The sequence below is a fragment of the Sphingomonas sp. PSPC2-2 genome, assembly GCF_049897725.1.
Taxonomy (GTDB): Bacteria; Pseudomonadota; Alphaproteobacteria; order Sphingomonadales; family Sphingomonadaceae; genus Sphingomonas.
On sequence record NZ_JAFCWU010000001.1, the window covers coordinates 38,798 to 57,847 of the forward strand.

The 19,050-nt window shown below is 63.5% G+C and carries 20 protein-coding genes; 7 read left to right on the forward strand and 13 right to left on the reverse strand.

What is annotated here, in order from left to right:
- Window positions 1–891, reverse strand: a complete 891-nt coding sequence (locus ACP7BY_RS00165; RefSeq protein ID WP_033964229.1) for an AraC family transcriptional regulator — start codon at window positions 889–891, stop codon at window positions 1–3.
- A gap of 73 nt (window positions 892–964) precedes the next feature.
- Here ACP7BY_RS00165 and ACP7BY_RS00170 point away from each other — a divergent pair, with 73 nt between their 5' ends.
- Window positions 965–1,309: a hypothetical protein gene (locus tag ACP7BY_RS00170; RefSeq protein ID WP_156142973.1), complete on the forward strand. Its 345-nt coding sequence runs from the start codon at window positions 965–967 to the stop codon at window positions 1,307–1,309.
- Between the two features lie 42 nt (window positions 1,310–1,351).
- Here the strand turns inward: ACP7BY_RS00170 and uvrC are convergent, their stop codons facing one another.
- The gene (gene uvrC / locus ACP7BY_RS00175; protein WP_126845624.1) at window positions 1,352–3,274 is read right to left on the reverse strand and encodes an excinuclease ABC subunit UvrC; all 1,923 of its coding nucleotides are present in this window, start codon (window positions 3,272–3,274) and stop codon (window positions 1,352–1,354) included.
- 84 nt (window positions 3,275–3,358) lie between these two features.
- On the opposite strand from uvrC, the gene ACP7BY_RS00180 reads away from it, so the two are divergent.
- Window positions 3,359–3,688, forward strand: a complete 330-nt coding sequence (locus tag ACP7BY_RS00180) for a hypothetical protein (RefSeq protein WP_033964191.1) — start codon at window positions 3,359–3,361, stop codon at window positions 3,686–3,688.
- Window positions 3,689–3,730: 42 nt separating this feature from the next.
- On the opposite strand, the gene ACP7BY_RS00185 is transcribed toward ACP7BY_RS00180, so the two are convergent.
- The 6 genes from ACP7BY_RS00185 to ACP7BY_RS00210 all read right to left on the reverse strand — a co-directional run bounded on the left by ACP7BY_RS00185 (window position 3,731) and on the right by ACP7BY_RS00210 (window position 6,581).
- Window positions 3,731–4,078, reverse strand: coding sequence for a hypothetical protein (locus tag ACP7BY_RS00185; protein ID WP_033964192.1), 348 nt, complete (start codon window positions 4,076–4,078; stop codon window positions 3,731–3,733).
- 105 nt (window positions 4,079–4,183) lie between these two features.
- Complete coding sequence (locus tag ACP7BY_RS00190; protein ID WP_033964193.1) at window positions 4,184–4,738, reverse strand: ATP synthase subunit B; 555 nt, start codon at window positions 4,736–4,738, stop codon at window positions 4,184–4,186.
- Window positions 4,731–5,225, reverse strand: coding sequence for an ATPase (locus tag ACP7BY_RS00195; protein ID WP_033964194.1), 495 nt, complete (start codon window positions 5,223–5,225; stop codon window positions 4,731–4,733). Before ACP7BY_RS00195 ends, ACP7BY_RS00190 begins: the two co-directional genes overlap by 8 nt.
- A gap of 19 nt (window positions 5,226–5,244) precedes the next feature.
- Complete coding sequence (locus tag ACP7BY_RS00200) at window positions 5,245–5,475, reverse strand: F0F1 ATP synthase subunit C (protein ID WP_029622390.1); 231 nt, start codon at window positions 5,473–5,475, stop codon at window positions 5,245–5,247.
- Between the two features lie 42 nt (window positions 5,476–5,517).
- The gene (locus tag ACP7BY_RS00205) at window positions 5,518–6,276 is read right to left on the reverse strand and encodes a F0F1 ATP synthase subunit A (protein ID WP_033964231.1); all 759 of its coding nucleotides are present in this window, start codon (window positions 6,274–6,276) and stop codon (window positions 5,518–5,520) included.
- 20 nt (window positions 6,277–6,296) lie between these two features.
- Window positions 6,297–6,581 (reverse strand): AtpZ/AtpI family protein, encoded by a 285-nt coding sequence (locus tag ACP7BY_RS00210; RefSeq protein WP_126845626.1) that lies wholly within the window; start codon window positions 6,579–6,581, stop codon window positions 6,297–6,299.
- Window positions 6,582–6,769: 188 nt separating this feature from the next.
- Between ACP7BY_RS00210 and radC the strand changes: the two genes are divergently transcribed.
- On the forward strand, window positions 6,770–7,453 hold the full coding sequence (gene radC, locus ACP7BY_RS00215) for a RadC family protein (RefSeq protein ID WP_033964195.1): 684 nt from the start codon (window positions 6,770–6,772) through the stop codon (window positions 7,451–7,453).
- Window positions 7,454–7,512: 59 nt separating this feature from the next.
- Here the strand turns inward: radC and ACP7BY_RS00220 are convergent, their stop codons facing one another.
- Window positions 7,513–7,989 carry an EF-hand domain-containing protein gene (locus tag ACP7BY_RS00220; RefSeq protein WP_033964196.1) on the reverse strand — a complete coding sequence of 159 codons (477 nt, stop codon included), beginning with the start codon at window positions 7,987–7,989 and terminating at the stop codon, window positions 7,513–7,515.
- 205 nt (window positions 7,990–8,194) lie between these two features.
- Between ACP7BY_RS00220 and purB the strand changes: the two genes are divergently transcribed.
- Window positions 8,195–9,499: an adenylosuccinate lyase gene (purB, locus tag ACP7BY_RS00225; protein WP_033964233.1), complete on the forward strand. Its 1,305-nt coding sequence runs from the start codon at window positions 8,195–8,197 to the stop codon at window positions 9,497–9,499.
- Window positions 9,500–9,931: 432 nt separating this feature from the next.
- Here purB and dnaJ read toward each other — a convergent pair whose 3' ends face one another.
- Entirely contained in the window at window positions 9,932–11,047 is a 1,116-nt protein-coding gene (dnaJ, locus tag ACP7BY_RS00230; RefSeq protein ID WP_033964198.1) for a molecular chaperone DnaJ, read from the reverse strand.
- A 138-nt stretch (window positions 11,048–11,185) separates the two neighbouring features.
- A complete protein-coding gene (gene dnaK, locus ACP7BY_RS00235; RefSeq protein ID WP_033964200.1) occupies window positions 11,186–13,087 on the reverse strand; it encodes a molecular chaperone DnaK in 1,902 nt (633 codons plus the stop codon).
- 169 nt (window positions 13,088–13,256) lie between these two features.
- Between dnaK and ACP7BY_RS00240 the strand changes: the two genes are divergently transcribed.
- From ACP7BY_RS00240 to ACP7BY_RS00250, 3 genes are read left to right on the forward strand one after another with little or no spacing between them, the layout of a single operon-like run.
- Window positions 13,257–13,691 carry a copper chaperone PCu(A)C gene (locus tag ACP7BY_RS00240; protein ID WP_033964203.1) on the forward strand — a complete coding sequence of 145 codons (435 nt, stop codon included), beginning with the start codon at window positions 13,257–13,259 and terminating at the stop codon, window positions 13,689–13,691.
- Window positions 13,688–14,137, forward strand: a complete 450-nt coding sequence (locus ACP7BY_RS00245) for a hypothetical protein (RefSeq protein ID WP_033964204.1) — start codon at window positions 13,688–13,690, stop codon at window positions 14,135–14,137. The genes ACP7BY_RS00240 and ACP7BY_RS00245 overlap by 4 nt, the downstream gene beginning before the upstream one ends.
- A 53-nt stretch (window positions 14,138–14,190) precedes the next feature.
- Window positions 14,191–15,168, forward strand: a complete 978-nt coding sequence (locus ACP7BY_RS00250; RefSeq protein WP_137902268.1) for a hypothetical protein — start codon at window positions 14,191–14,193, stop codon at window positions 15,166–15,168.
- A gap of 79 nt (window positions 15,169–15,247) precedes the next feature.
- Here the strand turns inward: ACP7BY_RS00250 and ACP7BY_RS00255 are convergent, their stop codons facing one another.
- Window positions 15,248–17,122: a sensor histidine kinase gene (locus ACP7BY_RS00255; RefSeq protein WP_231564977.1), complete on the reverse strand. Its 1,875-nt coding sequence runs from the start codon at window positions 17,120–17,122 to the stop codon at window positions 15,248–15,250.
- Window positions 17,119–19,020 (reverse strand): EAL domain-containing protein, encoded by a 1,902-nt coding sequence (locus ACP7BY_RS00260; RefSeq protein ID WP_137902267.1) that lies wholly within the window; start codon window positions 19,018–19,020, stop codon window positions 17,119–17,121. Before ACP7BY_RS00260 ends, ACP7BY_RS00255 begins: the two co-directional genes overlap by 4 nt.
- Window positions 19,021–19,050 lie beyond the last annotated feature (30 nt).

The following is a 19,050-nucleotide window of genomic DNA, read 5'->3' on the forward strand; positions in this document are numbered from 1 at the left end:
CTATTGAAGCGGCAAGAACAGGTCGGTGATCGCTTCATGCTCGGGCACATCGGGGAAAAACCGAACGCGCTGGGCATAAAGGGGAAAGTCGCGGAGCTCTTCCCCGCTCGCCGGTAGCCATGTTCCATAGAGAAACGCGGCGGCGGGTCGCAGATTGTCGCTTGCGCCGACGATGCGCAATACGGCGCACCGCCCGGCCGGAATAAGCCCCGCCTCGATGCCACCATCGGCAGCGGTGATCGTCCGGTCGGTGGCGGCGGCAAGGTCGATTTGATAGTCCTCTGGTGCCACGCTGTCTGGGTCATTGTGGAAAATGGTGTAGGTGGCATGGCTTGCCGCACGCACGCCACTCGCCTTGCGCCAATCGATGAAGCGGCGGATCGTCTCTCCCAGCCGTTCAGGTGCCCCCTTATGCGTCAGGAACGCCACGGGAATGTCGGCTTCCTCCCGCACCATCACATCATCGATCGAAAAATTCTGCGTCATCATCAGGCTCCGTGCTTCGGCCAGTGGCACCATTGCCGCTGCCCATGCCGCCCAATCCGGGTCCTCGCGAAATGCCGTTGGCGCTTGCCCCAACCGCTGGCGAAAGGCGCGGGCAAAGCTGTCCGGTGCCTCATAGCCAGCATCGAACGCAATCTCCGTAACCGAATCCCCGCTGCGATAGGCAAGTCGCCAAGACGCCCGTTTCATCCGCGCCAATTGCACGTACCGATGCAGCGACAGCCCGAAAATGGCGCTGAACTGCCGATGGAAATGATAGGGTGAGAACGCCGCCACGGCGCTCAACGCCTCCAATCCCACATCTTCGTCGAGATGGCGGTCGATATGCGCAAGCACCCGCTGCATCCGCGAATGATAGTGTGCTGGATGGATTGGGCGCTTCGACATCGTTTGGTCCTTATGGGTGGCCCAGCCGAAATAGCGGACAAGCCAACCGCGACGCTCGACCGATGTTGCGGTTGTGCGCAACGCTGCGCAAGGGATCGCAGTCGACAGGTCCATCACCGCCCGACATCAGCGCGCGCTGTCCGTCAACTTTCCGATTGACGGCCGTCACGGCGCATTGCAGCTTGTCGTCAAGAATAAAAAATCGAGGAGAGTGATGATGGACCGTGCTGGGTCGTTTACCGTGGGTGCCGCACTCGTCTTGTTTTCGGCTTTGCACATCGTGAGTGCCCCCGATTACCTCAATATCCTTCCGGCGGCTGTTTTGCTCTATGGGATCTTCCGCCTCGTCACCAAACGCAGCATCGCCGAGACGCTGGCCGACGAAGAGCTGTCGTTCGCGCCGCCAGCCGAAGGCTGAACGGATCGCGTTACGTGAGCCCCCCTCCCCGTGAGGCCGCGCTCAGCGCGCGTGGAAGAAGTCGTAGAGCTGCTGCGCGACCGCCGCGCTGACGCCGGGGGCCTTTTGTAAATCCTCCAAGCTGGCATTGCGCACCGCGCGCGCGGTGCCGAAGTGCATGAGCAGCGCCTTCTTCCGTGCAGGGCCGATGCCGGGCACGTCATCGAGCGGTGATGCGCCGATTGCCTTAGCCCGTTTGGCACGGTGGGCACCGATCGCGAAGCGGTGGACTTCGTCGCGCAGCCGCTGGAGATAGAATAGCACCGGCGCATTGACCGGCAGCTGAAACTCGCGCCCGTCGAGCATGTGGAACACCTCGCGCCCATCGCGGCCGTGGTGCGGGCCTTTGGCGATGCCGACCAGGCACACATCCTCGATCCCCAATTCCTCGAGCACGCCCTTCACCGCGTTGAGCTGCCCGCGTCCGCCATCGATCAACACCAGATCGGGCCAGTCGCCCGCGTCGCGATCGGGGTCCTCATTTTGCGCGCGCGCGAAACGGCGGGCGAACACTTCGCGCATCATGCCGAAATCGTCGCCCGGAATGGTGTCGGGGTTCTTGATGTTGAACTTTCGATACTGGCCCTTGCGGAAGCCCTCGGGTCCGGCGACGACCATCGCGCCCAGCGCATTGGTGCCCTGGATATGGCTGTTGTCGTAAATCTCGATGCGGTCGGGCGGCTCGGGTAAGTCGAACAGTTCGGCCACTTCGCGCAGCAACTTCGCCTGGGTCGTGCTCTCGGCCAGCCGCCGGTCGAGCGCTTCCTCGGCATTGCGTTTGGCCTGATCGAGCAATTTGCGGCGCGCGCCACGCTGCGGCATCGACAGCGTGACCTTGAACCCCGCCTGCCCGCCCAGCGCCTCGCCCAGCAGCACCGCCTCGTCCAGTTCGCGGTCGAGCAATACGGTGCGCGGCGGTGGAACCTCTTCGTAAAATTGCGCAAGGAAACCGGTCAGGATCTCGTCCTCGGGCACGTCGGCGGTGTGCGCGGGGAAGAAGCTGCGATGCCCCCAATTCTGCCCGCCGCGAATGAAAAAGGCCTGGATGCCGATCACGCCATTCTTGTTGGCCATCGCAAAGATGTCGGCATCGCCCAGCCCCTCGGCGTTGATCGCCTGGCTGCCCTGAATGAAGGTCAGCGCGCGCAGCCGATCGCGCAGGATCGCAGCGAGTTCGAAGTCCATCGCCTCGGCCGCCGCCTGCATCTGCGCGCCGAGCTTCGCCTGCACCTCGGTCGACTTTCCGGCGAGAAACGCCTTGGCGTCGGCCACGAGTTCGCCATAGCCAGCCGCATCGATCCGCCCGACGCACGGGGCCGAGCAGCGCTTGATCTGGTAGAGCAGGCACGGTCGGTCGCGATTCTTGAAGAAACCGTCGGTACAACTGCGCAGCAGGAACAGTTTTTGCAGCGCGTTCAAGGTGTTGTTGACCGCGCCCGCGCTGGCGAAGGGGCCGTAATAATTGCCCTTGGCGCGCCGCGCGCCGCGATGTTTCTGGATCCGCGGAAAGTCATGATCGGCGCGTAACAGGATGAACGGAAAGGATTTATCGTCGCGCAGCAGGACGTTATAGGCAGGTCGGTAGCGTTTGATCAGTTGCGCTTCGAGCAGCAGCGCTTCGGCCTCATTATTGGTCGTGACGATCGTCATTGCGCGCGTCTGCGCGACCATGCGCTGCAAGCGCCGCGACAGCCGCTCCACCTGCGTGTAATTGGTGACGCGGTTCTTCAGCGCGCGCGCCTTGCCGACGTACAGCACGTCCCCCCGCGCATCGAGCATCCGATAGACGCCGGGCCGTGCCGGGAGCGTCGCCAGCACGTTGCGGATTGCGGCAACCCCGGCATCGAGATCGGGCGTGTCGCTGCCGCGGACGGTGAAGGTGGCCTTGTCTTCGTTGAAGCGTGTCGGGGCGTTGGGATCGGACATTATCGTTTGATCTAGGCATTCGTGCGCCGGGATGCCACGCCTTCCTTGCTGGGCAAATGCCGCCGTCGATGAAAGCAGGGCACGATGTACATTTCGATTACCGGGCTGAAGCCCAAAAGCGCGCTGCAGGTGCCCCGCTTCTGGTGGCATGCGATCCGCTCAATGCGGCAAGCGCAACGTGCGGCCGGCAATATCTCGGTCGAGGCGCGCACGATTGACGGCACACACCACACGCTTACGCTATGGGTCGATCGCGCGGCGATGCGCGCCTATCTCAGCCAAGGGGCCCACCGCGGAGCGATGCGCGCGTCGCGCAGCATCGGGACGGGCACTGTGTTTGGGTATGAGGATGACACCGCCCCGGCCTGGAGCGAGGTGCCAGCGCTCCTGCGCGACCGGGGTCGCGTGATCTGAATTGTGCAACAGCGGCGACGGGATACCCGCCGCCGCCAAAGCTCACTTGATCGCGGCGAGGTCAGCCTTGACCTTGGCCAGCGCGGCATCGGTCAGCGCGCCCTGCGACAACGGCTGCACCTGGTTGAGCGACATGCCCTTGAACGAGTCGTACATCGGGTGCGCGGTGATGTTCTGCAGATCTGTGTCGAGTACCGTCTTGCCGGCCGTGTTAGCGGCGATCGTCTCGATCGGGGTGTCGAGATCGAATTTGGCGGCACCGGTTGCGGTGGCGGTCGTAGCCGGTGCAGCGACGGCAGGAGCCGATGCGGTGGCCGGCGCAGGCGCGGTCTGGGCAGCGAGCGGCGTTGCGATAAAAGCGACGGCCGCAGCGAGAACGACAGACTTCATGGGAGGGCCTCTTTCGAAAGGTAAGCGGCGCGAATCACCGCGATGCCAACGTTACCCCGATAAGTGGCGAAACGAAATGCACCCGCGACAACGGGTGCATTACGGTCAGTTGAGCTTGCCCAACCCAGCGATGGTCCGGTCGACCAGGGTCTTGTCCGCTTCGGCACCGTGACGCTGGGCGATGATCGTCGCGGCAGCGCGGGTTGCAGCATCGGCTGCGCGCGCGCGGACCTCGGCAATGGCGGTGCGTTCGGCACCGGCAATCTTGTCTTCGGCCATCGTCTGACGGCGTGCGATCAAATCGGTGAGATCGGCTTCAGCCTTGGCCAGCATAGCTGCCGCCTCGGCTTCGGCATGGGCGACGATAGCGGCGGCATCGCCAGCGCTGGCGGCGTTACGCGCCTTGGCCTCGGCAAGCTGTGCCTCGGCTTCCGCGCGCAACTTGGACGCTTCCTCCAACTGACCACGGATCGTCGCGATGCGGCTGTCGAGCATGCCCGCAATCATCTTGGGCACTTTCTGCCAGATCATGATCGCAATCACGACCAGCATCGACAACGCGACGAACATCGGCGGGGTGATGCCGAGGAATGCCATTTCGTGATGCAGCTCGGTGGCTCCGGTATGCTCCATCGTCTTGACTGCTTGACCGTCAGCCATGTGCCAGCTCTGCCTTAACCTGCGTTTCGATGGTCGTGCGGTCGACCGCCACGCCCGAAAGCTTGGCGACGATCTGTTCGACCGCCTCGACCGTATTGGTCTCGATTTCGGCGAGCGCCTGCACCTTTGCGGCACCGATGCGACCGGTGGCGGCATCGAGTTGCGCGGCCAGCGCGGCGTCGCTGGTCTTCAGCTTGGCCTCGGTGCCGGCAATCGCCCGCGCCTTGGCTTCGCCGAGAGCGACGGCCGCCGTGGCACGCGCGGATTCGAGCCCCGCCTGATAATCGCGCTCGGAGGTGAGCGCAGCAGCGCGCGCCGCCTCCGCCGCAGCGATGTCCCCCGCAATCCGGCCGTTACGATCTTCGATCGTCGCCTCGATCTTGGGGACCATCGCCTTGCCGATCCCGAAATAGATCAGCGCGAATACGATCGCGAGCCAGAACAGCTGCGAGGCGTAAATCTCGCCAATCTGGGAAATCTGCGGCATTGGTGGCGCTCGCTCTTGCTTACTTGACGACGAAGAGGATGAGAATCGCGACGACGAACGCGATCAGACCCAGAAGTTCCGAAGCCGCGAAGCCGATGAACAGGCGACCCTGCTGACCGTCTGCGGCACCCGGGTTGCGCAGTGCGCCTTCGAGGAACGAACCGAACACGTTGCCCACGCCGAGCGCGGCCAGACCAACGCCGATCGCCGCGAGGCCGGCACCGATGTACATTGCAGAAGTATGATCCATGATAGGCTCCTTGAGAATTGCGTAGTGAGGGTATTGAAAAGATTAGTGCAGGTGCACCGCGTCGTGCAGGTACAGCGACGTCAACAGCGCAAACACATAGGCCTGGATCGCACACACCAGCAACTCCAGCGCGCTGACCCCGACGATCATCACGAAGCTGAGCAAGCTGACGACGGGCCCGAGCGCACCGCCCGCGTTGAGGCCCTGCACGACGAAGCTACCGAACACTTCGAGCAGGATGTGCCCCGCCGTCATCGCGACGAACAGTCGCAGACCGAGCGAGAACGGGCGCACCATGAACGAGACGAATTCGACCGGGATGATCACCGGCATCAGCCAGGCGGGCGCCCCGTGCGGCACGAACAGGCTGAAGAACTTCAGGCCGTGCGTCGCGAAACCGACCGCCAGCACGATGCCGAAGGACAGGAATGCCAGCACCGCCGTCACCGTGATGTGGCTGGTGACTGCAAAGGTGTGCAGACCCGGCAGGATCGCCAACGGCAGCACGCCGACCAGGTTGGCGAACAGGATGAAGAAGAACAGCGAGAAGATATAGGGCGCGAACTTCTTGCCGCCCGAACCGATGTTTACCGACACCATATTGTCGATGAAGCTGACGGCGTCCTCCGCGGCGACCTGCCAGCGGCCAGGCACGAGCTGACGCTTCAGGCCACCAGCCATGAACACGGCGAGCAGCACGAACACCACCACCATGAACAGCGCCGAGTTGGTGAAGGATACGTCATAGCCAAACAGGTCCAGATGCCGGCCCAAGACGGGCTCGACCTTGAACTGTTCCATCGGATCGATTTTGCCGGCGCTCACTCCGCGCGCTCCTTCGAAATCTTGATGATGTTAAGGAACGCCCCGATAACCGCGAGCGTCAAGACGATCAGCAGCGCCCAGGGCGAGGTTCCCAACCAATGGTCGAGCGCCCAGCCCATGACCCCGCCACCGAACAAGGCACCCAGCAGCAGCGTCAGCACGCGCGCGCCCTGCGAATAGCCTTTCGCCGGGGGCAGCGCGACACCAGCACGCACCTGGCCAGCCGCCTTCGCCGAAGCGATGCGGGCATCCAGGTCGTTCTTCTGGTGTACGTCGGCCAAGGGGCGCTTATCCTGATAAGAAAACGCCGCCGTGCCTTTGGCACCGCGACGGTGAACATCGGGGATCGTGGGGAAAGAGCCCCGTTCACGCGCCGTTTAGGAAGGTGACCGGGGGGTGTCAACTGTTGTGGCCGATCCGGACCGCCGCGTTTGCCTATCGCCCCTGCCCGCGATACTCCTTTGGTCCAATGAGCGAGCCCCTCCCCGATCATGCCGGACACCGCGCGCGACTGCGGCAGCGCTTGATCGAACAAGGCGGGGACGCGTTGCTCGATCACGAATTGGTCGAATATCTTTTGGCGCTGGCGATTCCCCGGCGCGACACCAAGCCGCTGGCGAAAGCATTGCTTGCCGAATTCGGCGGGGTCGGCGGGCTGTTCAGCGCCGATCCCGAGGCATTGCTGCGCGTCGCCGGCATGGGCGAAACCTCCGTCGCGGCGATCAAGATCGTGCAGGCGACCGCGCTGCGGCTGTTACGTGTGCAAGCCAGCGCGCAACCCGTACTGGCCAGCTGGCAAGCCTTGATCGACTATCTCCACGCCGACATGGCGCACCGCACCAACGAACGGGTCCGCGTGCTCCATCTCAACACGCGCAACATGCTGATTCGCGACGAAGCGATGAGCGAGGGCTCGATCGACGAAGCCGCCTTGTACGTGCGCGAGGTGATCCGGCGCGCGATCGATCTGGGCTCCGCTGCCATCATTCTGGTGCACAACCACCCGAGCGGCGACCCCGCCCCCAGCCGAGCCGACATCGAAGTCACCCGCAAGGTCGCCGAAACGGGCAAGCGCCTGGGCATCGCAGTACACGACCACATCATCATCGGGGCGAGCGGGCATTCCAGCCTGCGCGCGATGGGGTTGTTATAGAAAGCCAAGCGCCCGCCGCCCCGGACGGGGCAGCGGGCGCTGTGGTGACACGGTGAGGTTTAGCCTTGCTGCGACAGGAAGCCGGTCAGCTCGGATTTGCTGACCTTCTTATTCTTGTCGGTATCGGCCTGCGCAAACGCCTGGTTCAGCCATGCCTTGGTTGCTGGCGAGGTTGCCTTGGTCGAGGGGGCGCTCGCGCTTTTCAGCGCGATCATCCAGGCGTCGAATTCCTTCGCATTCAGCACGCCATCGCCGTCCTTGTCGTAGTTGGAAAATTCCTGACTGACGACCTGCGCCACTTGCGTGCCCGTCGCTGGCTGAGCGGCGACAGCTGAATCAGCCGCCGGGGCAGTTGCCGAATCGGCGGGTACAGCGCTCTGTGGTGTGGCCGACGCAGGTTGAGCCGGAAGAGCTTGGTCAGTCGTCGTTGGCACAGACTGTGCGGGTTGCGGGCTGCTCGGCATGGATTGCGTGTCCTGCGCAAATGCAGGCACAGCAAAAGTCATTGCACTTGCAAGTAAAGCATATTTGAACATCGGATCTCTCCATCTGACTGTTGCATATCTCGTTGAACGCGACGCCTTGCGTCCTAACCAGCGTTCCTTGTCTGAACCCCTGTGCTTCCGGATCGGTCCCTTTATTGCCGATTTGAAGGATCGGCTTGTCCCTGCTAACGCGCGTGTCATCGCGGACCCGTTGCGATTCCGCGATGGCCCGACTCTGCCGCATCAAGGAAATCCGATGGTCCCCCGCTATTCCCGCCCCGACATGGTCGCGATCTGGACGCCCGAAGCGCGTTTTCAGATCTGGTTCGAGATCGAGGCGCATGCGACCGATGCGCTCGCCGAACTGGGTGTCGTCCCCAAGGAAGCCGCCGCCGCGATCTGGGCCAAGGGTGCGTTCGAGGTCGAGCGCATCGACGAGATCGAGCGCGAGACCAAGCACGACGTCATCGCTTTCCTGACCAATGTCGCCGAACATGTCGGCCCCGAAGCGCGCTTCATGCACCAGGGCATGACTTCGTCCGACGTGCTCGACACCTGCCTTGCGGTGCAGTTGGCGCGCGCGAGCGACTTGCTGATCGCCGATCTCGATGCGCTGCTGGCGGTGCTGAAGCGTCGCGCGGTCGAGCATAAATTGACCCCGACGATCGGCCGCAGCCACGGCATTCATGCCGAGCCGGTCACGTTCGGGCTCAAGCTCGCCCAGGCCTATGCCGAGTTTGCCCGCAACCGCGCGCGGCTCGTCGCGGCGCGGGCCGATATTGCCACCTGCGCGATTTCGGGCGCGGTCGGCACCTTCGCCAATATCGATCCGTTCGTGGAGGCGCATGTCGCCGAGAAGCTCGGCCTCACCGTCGAGCCGGTTTCGACCCAGGTCATCCCGCGCGACCGCCACGCGATGTTCTTCGCGACGCTGGGCGTGATCGCCTCGTCGATCGAGCGGCTCGCGACCGAGATCCGCCACTTGCAGCGCACCGAAGTGCTGGAGGCCGAGGAGTTTTTCTCGCCGGGCCAGAAGGGCTCGTCGGCGATGCCGCACAAGCGCAACCCGGTGCTGACCGAAAACCTGACTGGCCTTGCCCGGATGGTGCGCGGGTATGTGACGCCTGCGCTGGAGAATGTGGCGCTGTGGCATGAGCGCGATATCTCGCACTCCTCGGTCGAGCGCTATATCGGCCCCGACGCCACGATCACGCTCGACTTCGCGCTGGCGCGGCTGACGGGCGTGATGGACAAGCTCGTCGTCTATCCGGCGCGGATGGACAAGAATCTCAATAAGATGGGCGGTCTGGTCCATTCGCAGCGCGTGTTGCTGGCGCTGACGCAAGCGGGGGTGAGCCGCGAGGACGCCTATCGCCTGGTGCAGCGCAACGCGATGAAGGTGTGGGATTCGGACGGCGCGCTATCGCTGATGGAATTGCTCAAGGCCGACCCGGAAGTGACGGCGGCACTGTCGGTTGCGGAGATCGAAGACAAGTTTGACCTCGGCTATCACCTGAAGCATGTCGACACGATCTTTGCGCGCGTCTTCGGTAACGACTGAACGACATTTTTGCACGCCTCAACGTGCAAATGCTGCATGCGCGAATGCGCGTAATAATATTGCGCGCATAAGCAACAATCTCCAAATGCCTCCCTGCCGGAACGGTCCGGCACGGAGATCCTACCATGCGCATTCTGCAAAGCCTCGCGAGCGGCCTCATCGCCGTTGCCGGCGTCGCGCTGGTGGTCGAGGTTCTTAGCCTCTAACCCATCGGCCCACCCGCCCCTTCTTCTTGACGGGGCGGCCAGGGCTGTGGGGTTGAGAGCAGTTTTTCAAATCTTTAGCGGAAGGCGTCCGCCAAACATCCGTCGTCACCCCGGCCCTGTGCCGGGGTCAACCGTGCCGCAAATCCTGTGCGTGCGGTGGGTATTTCCGGTGGACCCCGGGACGAGCCCGGGGTGACAGGTCATAGCGCCGGCCCCGCCCCGCCCCTTAACCCCAGGCGCTCTTCATTTTCTTGAAGAAGCCGCTGGTCTGCGGGCATTCCTTGCCGGTTTCGGTCGCACGAAATTCCTCGAGCAATTCGCGCTGGCGCGAGGTCAGGCTGCTCGGCGTTTCCACCTCGATGCGGATGACCAGGTCACCGCGCCCACGCCCCTGCAGCACCGGCATTCCGGCACCACGCTGCCGCAATTCGCGGCCCGACTGGGTTCCCGCTGGAATCTTGATCGTGTGCTGGACACCGTCTGGTCCCGGGATGGTGATTTCCCCACCCAGCGCCGCAGTAGTGAAACTGATCGGCGCACGCGCAAACAACGTGGTGCCCTCGCGCTGGAACAACGGATGCCGCGCGACGTGCAGGAAGATATAGAGGTCACCCGGAGGGGCACCCCGCATCCCCGCTTCCCCTTCGCCAGTGAGGCGCACGCGCGTGCCCTCATCGACGCCGGGCGGGATGTTGACCGTGCGGGTCTTGGTCTTTTCGACGCGGCCCTCGCCGCGGCAATTGCCACACGGATCGGAAATGGTCTGGCCCGCGCCGTGGCAGGTCGGGCAGGTGCGCTCGACCACAAAGAAACCTTGCTGCGCGCGGACTTTGCCATGGCCATGGCAGGTCGTGCACGACTTCGCCGCCGTACCCTTGGTCGCGCCGGTGCCGTTGCACACGTCGCACACGCCGGTCACATCGATCGTGATGTCGGTGGATTTGCCGTGGAACGCCTCTTCGAGGGTAATTTCCATGTCGTAGCGCAAATCGGCACCACGCCGCGGGCCGCTGGCACCGCCACGCTGCCCGCCCATGAATTCGCCGAAGATATTTTCGAAGATATCCGAAAAGGCGCTAAAATCCTGCGGGCCGCCGCCGCCACCGCCGCCCTGCCTGAACGCGGCATGGCCATAGCGATCATAGGCCGCGCGCTTCTGCGGGTCCTTCAGGCATTCATAGGCTTCGCTGATCGCCTTGAAGCGCGCCTCGGAATCATCGCATCCCGGATTTTTGTCGGGGTGATAGCGCATTGCCAGGCGACGATAGGAGGATTTGAGCGTGCCTTCATCGGCGTCGCGCTCGCATTCCAGCAATTCGTAGAAATCGACTTCAGTGCTCATCTTGCGCCTCTAGGCCCTGTCCCGAGCGGGAGAGGGTTTGGGAGAGGGAATGATGAGGAAGCCGCAGTGCGATCTGCATCGCAGCACGGCCCCTCTCCCCGACCCTCTCCCCACATGTGGGGAGAGGGAGATAGTATTTTACGCCTTGTGATCGTCGACTTCGGAGAATTCCGCGTCGACCACGTCTTCCTTCGGAGCCTCGGCGGCGTCAGCGCTCGGCGACGCTTCGGCCTGGGCCTGCTTTTCGTAGATCGCCTGGCCCAGCTTCATCGCGACCTGCGCGAGCGCGCCTGCCTTCTCCTTCATCGCTTCGGGATCGCCACCTTCAACGGCAGTCTTGGTCGCGGCAATCGCGGCCTCGATCTCGCCCTTCAGCGCGGCGTCGACCTTGTCGCCATTTTCGGCGAGCTGACGCTCGGTGGTGTGAACCAGGCTCTCGGCGTTGTTCTTCGCTTCGGCCGCGTCGCGGCGCTTCTTGTCGTCCTCGGCGAACTGCTCGGCGTCGCGCACCATCTGCTCGATGTCGCGCTCCGACAGGCCACCCGAAGCCTGGATGCGGATCTGCTGCTCCTTGCCGGTACCCTTGTCCTTGGCCGAGACATTGACCAAGCCGTTGGCGTCGATGTCGAAGGTCACTTCGATCTGCGGCACACCGCGGGGTGCGGGCGGAATGCCGACCAGGTCGAACTGGCCGAGCATCTTGTTGTCCGCCGCCATTTCGCGCTCGCCCTGGAACACGCGGATGGTCACAGCCTGCTGGTTGTCGTCTGCGGTCGAATAGGTTTGCGACTTCTTGGTCGGGATCGTGGTGTTGCGATCGATCATGCGGGTGAACACGCCCCCCAACGTCTCGATGCCGAGCGACAACGGCGTCACGTCGAGCAGCAGCACGTCCTTGACGTCGCCCTGCAGCACGCCTGCCTGAATGGCGGCACCCATCGCCACGACCTCGTCCGGGTTGACGCCCGAATGCGGTTCCTTGCCGAAGAAGTCCTTCACCACCTGGCGGACCTTGGGCATGCGCGTCATGCCGCCGACCAGCACCACTTCGCTGATGTCGGACGCCTTGACGCCGGCATCGGCCATCGCCTTGCGGCACGGCTCGAGCGTGCGCTGGATCAGGTCATCGACCAGACGCTCCAGATCGGCGCGCGACACCGACTTGACGAGATGCTTCGGACCCGTCGCATCGGCGGTGATGAAGGGCAGGTTGACCTCGGTCGTCGCAGCCGACGACAGCTCGATCTTCGCCTTTTCTGCCGCTTCCTTCAAACGCTGGAGCGCCAATTTGTCCTTGGTGAGGTCGATGCCTTCGGCCTTCTTGAAGTCGTCCGACAGGAAGTTCAGCAGCTTGTTGTCGAAATCTTCGCCGCCGAGGAAAGTATCGCCATTGGTGGCCTTCACTTCGAACACGCCATCGCCAATCTCGAGGATCGAGATGTCGAAGGTGCCGCCGCCAAGGTCATAGACCGCGATGGTCTTGTTGGTGTCCTTGTCGAGCCCGTAAGCGAGCGCGGCTGCGGTCGGCTCGTTGATGATGCGGAGCACTTCGAGCCCGGCAATCTGCCCGGCGTCCTTGGTTGCCTGGCGCTGCGCGTCGTTAAAGTATGCAGGAACGGTGATGACCGCCTGGGTCACCGTCTCGCCGAGATAGGCTTCCGCGGTTTCCTTCATCTTCTGGAGCGTGAAGGCCGAGATCTGCGAGGGCGAGTATTCCTTGCCGCCGGCACCGACCCATGCGTCGCCATTGTTGCCGCGCACGATCTTGTACGGGACCAGCTCGGTGTCCTTCTTGGTGATGGGATCGTCGAAGCGACGACCGATCAGGCGCTTCACCGCGAAAATGGTGTTTTCAGGGTTGGTCACCGCCTGGCGCTTCGCAGGCTGGCCGACCAGTCGCTCGCCATCCTTGGCGAAGGCGACGATCGACGGCGTGGTGCGCGCGCCTTCGGCGTTTTCGATAACCTTGGGCTTGCCGCCCTCCATCACCGAGACGCAGCTGTTGGTGGTGCCGAGATCGATTCCGATTACTTTTGCCATTGGTCCTCTGGGGCCCCCGTCTGTCAAAAAATTGCCATTCCGCCGCGCCCTTACGATAAGCAACGCGACACTTCACTCCGGCGATATAGGGGGGCTTTCGCTTGTCGCAAGATTTCGCAGCACGTAGAGTGACGCGATAAGTTCCCAAAGCGGGAGAAGGTGGTTGCAGATGCGAAAGATTCTGGTGGCGGCAGCACTGGCCGTGGGTGGGTGCAGCCAGCCGCCGGTGCTGTCGGTCGACAAAGGCTATGTGCGGCTTGCGGCAATCCCCAGCCGTCCCGCCGTCGCATACTTTACCATTCATGGCGGCACCGCAGACACCACCCTGCTTTCGGTCAGCAGCGATGTGTCGGTGAAGAGCGAACTGCACGAATCCATGATGTCGGGAAACATGGCGACGATGAAGCCGATCGGCGACCTGCCGATCCCCGCCGCCTCGACCACCGTGTTCAAACCCGGCGGCAAGCATGTGATGTTGTTCGACATGAACCCCGGGATCAAGCCGGGCCGCGCGGTCACGCTGACCTTCACCTTTTCGAACAACCAGCGCGTCCTGTACGACGCACCGACCATCGCGGCAGGGGCCCCTGCCCCCTCCGAGTGACCGGGCGTGCGCTGACAACAGGCGAGATCTCGCTTGCCCGCGGCGTGTTCGGCGACGCAATCGATTATGCGCCGGTACGGCTCGAGCAACGCAAATGGGCATTTTTCCAGCCGCGCGAAACGGTGATGGCACCGACCGGCACGATCCACTTTCATCCGGAAGGCACCCGCTACCGCGCCGATTTCTCGTGCGGCACCCTTGATGACCAAGGGCTCCTGATCCACGAATTGACGCATATCTGGCAAAGCCAGCAGGGGACTTTCCTGCCGCTGCGCCGCCATCCCTTCTGCCGCTACCATTACGCCATCCGGCCCGGCCTACCGCTGCACCGCTACGGGATCGAGCAGCAGGCCGAAATCGTGCGCCATACCTTCGTGCTGCGCCATGGCGGCTTCGTGCGCGGCGCACTGCCACTCGCTACCTACGAGAGTATTCTGCCGTTTTGAGATAATTGCTCCCTTTTGCGGAATCTGTAATATTGATCCCGGGGGACGACACTATGAAACAAATCGACGATACCCGCATATCGTTAGCAGTAACGCTGCTCGCTCTACCTTCGATTGGCGTATTCTTCCTTAGCGACATGCTGGGATGGATCTTCGCTTGGCAAGGAAAGGTTCCCATCTTAACTGCACTGGACTCCGCAGCAAAGCAAACCGATGCCACGAGCCGCCTGTTCGTAATCGCGGCAGCGTTGGCGGGTTTTGGCCTGTCGTACCTGATTGTGCTGCGTTTTGTCGCGGATCTTCGCGACGAGTTCGGCCCGCAAGTGCGCGGCTGGATTTTACGTTGGTATGGCGGTGGCATCCTGGTGGGCACGCTCTGGGTAGCCGGCGGCTATCTCCTGGTGCCAACCAGCGCCCAGCCCGGAGGTGACCTTTTGGCAAGCGCTCTTGGCTTGTTCGGGTCGATGCAGGGCGTCCCCGATGATACGCTGCTTCTCAAGTTCCAGGCTTTGGCGGTGTGCGATCGAATAGCCTTCATGGTCGCGGCCGGTATTGTGGTGACCGGCGGCATCTCCTCGCTGGTCGAATCCATCAAACCGCTCACGGGAGAAGAAGCGTATGCGTTTCTCCTCCACCAGCGCCTTCGCTTGCGCAGTTATGTCAACGCGGCGGCGGGACTGCTGGTCATTTCGCTCTTGTTCCAGATTGCTTGGATGCGCTGGACGCTCATCGCGGCGACACCAGCCGTTGCGGACGCGATGAGCCATCAGGTCGATGCCTGGGCGGTCTTCACTGGAGTCAGTGGCTCCATCGTGATTGCACTCTTTGCGATACCCGCAGCCACGATTCTGGATGCCCGTGCCACGGGCGCGCCGCAAACGCCGAGCGACGGGAAGACGGCCCCGCTGCTCGACGCGGGCTTGCTTCCCGCCCTCGGCAAAGTATTGGTGGTTCTCGCCCCGACACTGGCCGGTGCATTGCCGACGATACTCGACTTTGCAGGAAAGGCGACCGGACTTTCTCCTAGCTAACCCGCTGACGGGCCGGAATCCGTATCAAAAACAATCCGTGTTCCGCGTGACCTTGCGGCCTTCCGCGCAGCAGTCAGCCTTACGCCGCAATCTCGCTGGCAGCGCGCGGGGCGAGCCCCAGCGTCAGCACGGCGACAGCCCCCCGGCCCGGGCCTTCGCTTTCCAACCGGAGCGTGCCGTGCATTGCCGCCATCGAATTGGCACACCAATGCAGGCCAAGCCCGCCCGATTTGTGCCGCCGGGTGGAAAAGCCGCGCTGGAACAGCGTCGGCGTCGCATCTGCTGCAAAACCCTCGCCATCGTCGCAAATCGCGATTCGCGCGGTGTCGCCTTGCTCCTCGATCGAAACCGAGATCGAACCGCTGGCGGTGCCTTTGGCCGCAATCGCATCGGCGGCGTTGGAGAACAGGTTACCGATCACCTGGCTCAAGATGATGCGGCTGGCGAGCACATAACAGGGCTGGGCCGGAAAGCTGAACGCGATCGAGACGCTACCCGAATAGCGCGCGATGGTCGCGTTCTTGGCGATGATTTCGGTTACGTCGCACGGCTCCACCGCCGGGCGCTCGTGCGCGGCGCTTTGCTGCTCGCCGATGATTTCCAGCACATGGCTCATCGCCTCACGCCCGATCTGGAGTTGGTCGCGGCGGTGCGCGCGATCCGCGCCTTCCGCTTCGATCGCCGCCGAGACGAAGGCGATCAACTTCGCGCGGCGCGGCGCGGGCAGATCGTCCTTGGCCAGTTCCGCCACCGCCCGCTCCAGCACTGCGCGGTCGACCGGGGCCGGTTGCGCCATTCCCTGGCTCAGGATCGTGCTGATCGGATTGAGCGCGTTGCGGACATTGTGCATCACCGCCACCGCGCTCTCGCTCTTGCCCAGAGCGAAGCTCTGCACTTCCAACTGCTCGCGCAGATCCTTCAATTGCTGCAGCATCGCGTTGAAACTCTTGCCAAGCGAGCCGATCTCGTCGCGACGCGCCTCGTCGGGCAACAATCCCAACGTGCCCGAGGACCGCACCATCTGCATATGCCCCTCGACCCGCGCGAGCGGGCGCAGCACCAGCCGGGTGATCATGCGCCGCAGCATCACCAACACGCCCAGCAGCAAAACGATCGCGCCGGTCACCGCGAGCAGCAGCATCCGCTGCCCCAACACCGACACATCGCGCGGCACGGTGAAGGCGGCGCTCGCGACGGCATGCCCGTCCGCGCCCTGAATCGGCACGGCAATGCGCATGGTCGCGTTGGCAGCGACAATCCGGTTGGCGTCGGGCGCATTGGCAAGATCGATCGTGGCGCGCAATTGCAGCACCTCCGACAGCGCCCGCGACGTGATCCGCCGCGCCATCACCACATAGCCGTGCGGATCGCCGGTCCCGTCGCTGCGCCGCACCTTGGCCACGCCGATCGCCGCCAGCTCATCGCCGAGCCGCAGATAATAATGGCCTGAGCTTTTCGCCCCCAGGAACCGTTTGAAATCGGTACGGACCAGCGCCGCCGCAAAGGCATCGCGGCGATCAAGCCGGTCCAGCCCGCGCGCGAGATCGCGCCAGCGCGCGATCACGATCCGCCCGTCATTGCCGATATAGGCCATGCCATCGACATTGAGATTGGCCATCGCCAGCGTCGAAAAACTCTCGCGCTCAAATTCCGGCGTGGGATGCGCCATATAGGTGTAGCTTGCGGTCCAATCGCCATAATCGCGCACCGCATTCTCGACCTTGGTCGCGAAATCGCTCAGCGCGGCATGGGTCCGCTCGACCTGGGCATCGATCGACTTCGCCTCAAGCTGGTTGAAGCTCGGGACAATAACGCTGGCGAGCAGCAAGGTAAGCGCCAGCGAACCGGCGAGGCCGACTGCGGTCAGGATCAGGACGAGCTTGACACCGAGCGAGCCGCGCCCGCGCCATCGTCCGATCCGGCCGCGCGCGGCACGGATCATGCTGCCCGTCATCCGTGCGTCCCGTTACCCAGCTCGGGTATGTCGGCCGCCACGTCGAGCACCCCGGGAACCGCGATGAAGCGCGCCTCGGCAATCTCTTTCGCGCGCTCTTGCACCACCGGACGCGAGAAGAAATAGCCCTGCATATGGCTGCAGCCCGCAACCCGCAGCGCCTGCAACTGGGTTTCGGTCTCGACGCCTTCGGCAACGACGCCAAGCCCGAGCGCGCGACCGAGGTGGATGATCGAATGGACGATCGCGGCACTCTCGCGCTCGCGGCCCATGCCGTCGATGAAACTGCGGTCGATCTTGAGGCAATCGAGCGCGAATTTGCGGATGTTGTACAGGCTCGAATAGCCCGTTCCGAAGTCATCCAGCGCGATGCGAAAACCCATCTGGCGCAGCTTGTAGAGCGTATCGGCGGCGCGATCGGCATCGTCGAAAATCGCGGTCTCGGTAATCTCGATCTGTACGCGACGCGGATCGATCCCAGCCTGCTGCACGTTCTCGACCAGCCGCCCGACGAAATTGTGGCGACGGAACTGACGCGGTGAAAAGTTCACCGACACATATTGGCCCGGCCACTCGGCCAGCACCTTGAGCGATTCGGCCAGCACCCAATCGCCCAGTTCGTGGATGAGGTTCGATTCCTCGGCGATCGGGATGAACACGGCGGGAGAAATGGGCCCGTGATCCTCGGTATTCCAGCGCAGCAGCGCCTCGAACCCGACCACTTCGAACGCTTCGCGCGCCACGATCGGCTGATAGACTAGGCTCAGTTCGCCCTTGGCAATCGCTTGCGAGAGGCCCCCCTCGATCGCGCGGCGCAGACGGATGTTCTCGTCCATGCTTTCATCGAACACGCGCACCACGCCGCGCCCGTCCCGCTTGGCGTCGTTGAGCGCCAGGTCCGCTCGGCGCATGAGATCGGTCGGATCGCGCGATTCGCCAGCCTCGGTCACGATCAAGCCGATCGACGCGCCACCCTGCACCGAATTGCCCAGCACCTTGAACGTGCCCGAGCAAGCCTTCAGCACGCGGGTGCAGTCCATTTCGGCGGCCTGGATTCCGGGCGTATCGAACATCAGCCCGAATTCGTCCCCGCCAAGCCGCGCGACCATGCCGCCGGCTGGCACATTGGCCTGCAAGACCGAACAAATCTTGCGAATGAGTTCGTCGCCGGCGAGGTGACCGAGCGTGTCGTTGACCAGCTTGAAGCGATCGAGATCGACCATCGCCACCGCAAAACGCGCGTCGGTCCGCGCACGGTCGGTCAGCGCGCGGCGGAACGCCAGCCGGTTGGGGGCCTCGGTCAGCGAATCATGATTCGCCATGTGGATCGCGCGGCTTTCGTTCGCGGCGAGTTCATGGCCCTGCTCCTGCAACTGCACCACTTGCGCGGCGAGCACTTCGCGCGCTTCGGCCAGTTCGCGGTCGCCCTGCCAGCGATGCGCCAGCGCGCTCGCCATTTGCGTCACCTCGGCGACTTCGAACGGCTTGGCGATGTAGAAAATCTTGTCGGCCGGACCCGCCGCCTTGGAGATTTCGACCGGCGAAAAGTCGGAATAGCCGGTCACGATGACGAGATTGATATTGGGATCGAGCGCGCGGATCCGCACCGCAGTTTCCTTGCCGTCGATCCCCGGCGGCATCCGCACGTCGATAAACGCCACCGCAAACGGATCTCCATCGCGGAGCGCCGTCTCAACCGCAGCGACGGCGTCGAGCCCCTGCATACAATGCGTCAGTGCGAAATCGGGCCCGGTCTCGTCCGGCGCGGCAGCATCGTCGTCACCGAACAACTCCGCCGCCATCGCGTCGAGCAGGCCCGTAGCGACCGCGACCGGCGCGAAGCTGCGCCGATAGCTGTCGTGCATGGCCGGTTCGTCATCGACGATCAGAATTCGCATGTAAGCACCGCCAGTCGCAAAATCACCGGG

Coding starts and splice junctions, on each gene's coding strand:
- ACP7BY_RS00165 (WP_033964229.1), bottom strand. CDS start 891: ATGTCGAAGCGCCCAATCCATCCAGCACACTATCATTCGCGGATGCAG.
- uvrC (WP_126845624.1), bottom strand. CDS start 3,274: ATGTCCGATCCCAACGCCCCGACACGCTTCAACGAAGACAAGGCCACC.
- ACP7BY_RS00180 (WP_033964191.1), top strand. CDS start 3,359: ATGTACATTTCGATTACCGGGCTGAAGCCCAAAAGCGCGCTGCAGGTG.
- ACP7BY_RS00185 (WP_033964192.1), bottom strand. CDS start 4,078: ATGAAGTCTGTCGTTCTCGCTGCGGCCGTCGCTTTTATCGCAACGCCG.
- ACP7BY_RS00190 (WP_033964193.1), bottom strand. CDS start 4,738: ATGGCTGACGGTCAAGCAGTCAAGACGATGGAGCATACCGGAGCCACC.
- ACP7BY_RS00195 (WP_033964194.1), bottom strand. CDS start 5,225: ATGCCGCAGATTTCCCAGATTGGCGAGATTTACGCCTCGCAGCTGTTC.
- ACP7BY_RS00200 (WP_029622390.1), bottom strand. CDS start 5,475: ATGGATCATACTTCTGCAATGTACATCGGTGCCGGCCTCGCGGCGATC.
- ACP7BY_RS00205 (WP_033964231.1), bottom strand. CDS start 6,276: ATGGAACAGTTCAAGGTCGAGCCCGTCTTGGGCCGGCATCTGGACCTG.
- radC (WP_033964195.1), top strand. CDS start 6,770: ATGAGCGAGCCCCTCCCCGATCATGCCGGACACCGCGCGCGACTGCGG.
- ACP7BY_RS00220 (WP_033964196.1), bottom strand. CDS start 7,989: ATGTTCAAATATGCTTTACTTGCAAGTGCAATGACTTTTGCTGTGCCT.
- purB (WP_033964233.1), top strand. CDS start 8,195: ATGGTCCCCCGCTATTCCCGCCCCGACATGGTCGCGATCTGGACGCCC.
- dnaJ (WP_033964198.1), bottom strand. CDS start 11,047: ATGAGCACTGAAGTCGATTTCTACGAATTGCTGGAATGCGAGCGCGAC.
- dnaK (WP_033964200.1), bottom strand. CDS start 13,087: ATGGCAAAAGTAATCGGAATCGATCTCGGCACCACCAACAGCTGCGTC.
- ACP7BY_RS00240 (WP_033964203.1), top strand. CDS start 13,257: ATGCGAAAGATTCTGGTGGCGGCAGCACTGGCCGTGGGTGGGTGCAGC.
- ACP7BY_RS00250 (WP_137902268.1), top strand. CDS start 14,191: ATGAAACAAATCGACGATACCCGCATATCGTTAGCAGTAACGCTGCTC.
- ACP7BY_RS00255 (WP_231564977.1), bottom strand. CDS start 17,122: ATGACGGGCAGCATGATCCGTGCCGCGCGCGGCCGGATCGGACGATGG.
- ACP7BY_RS00260 (WP_137902267.1), bottom strand. CDS start 19,020: ATGCGAATTCTGATCGTCGATGACGAACCGGCCATGCACGACAGCTAT.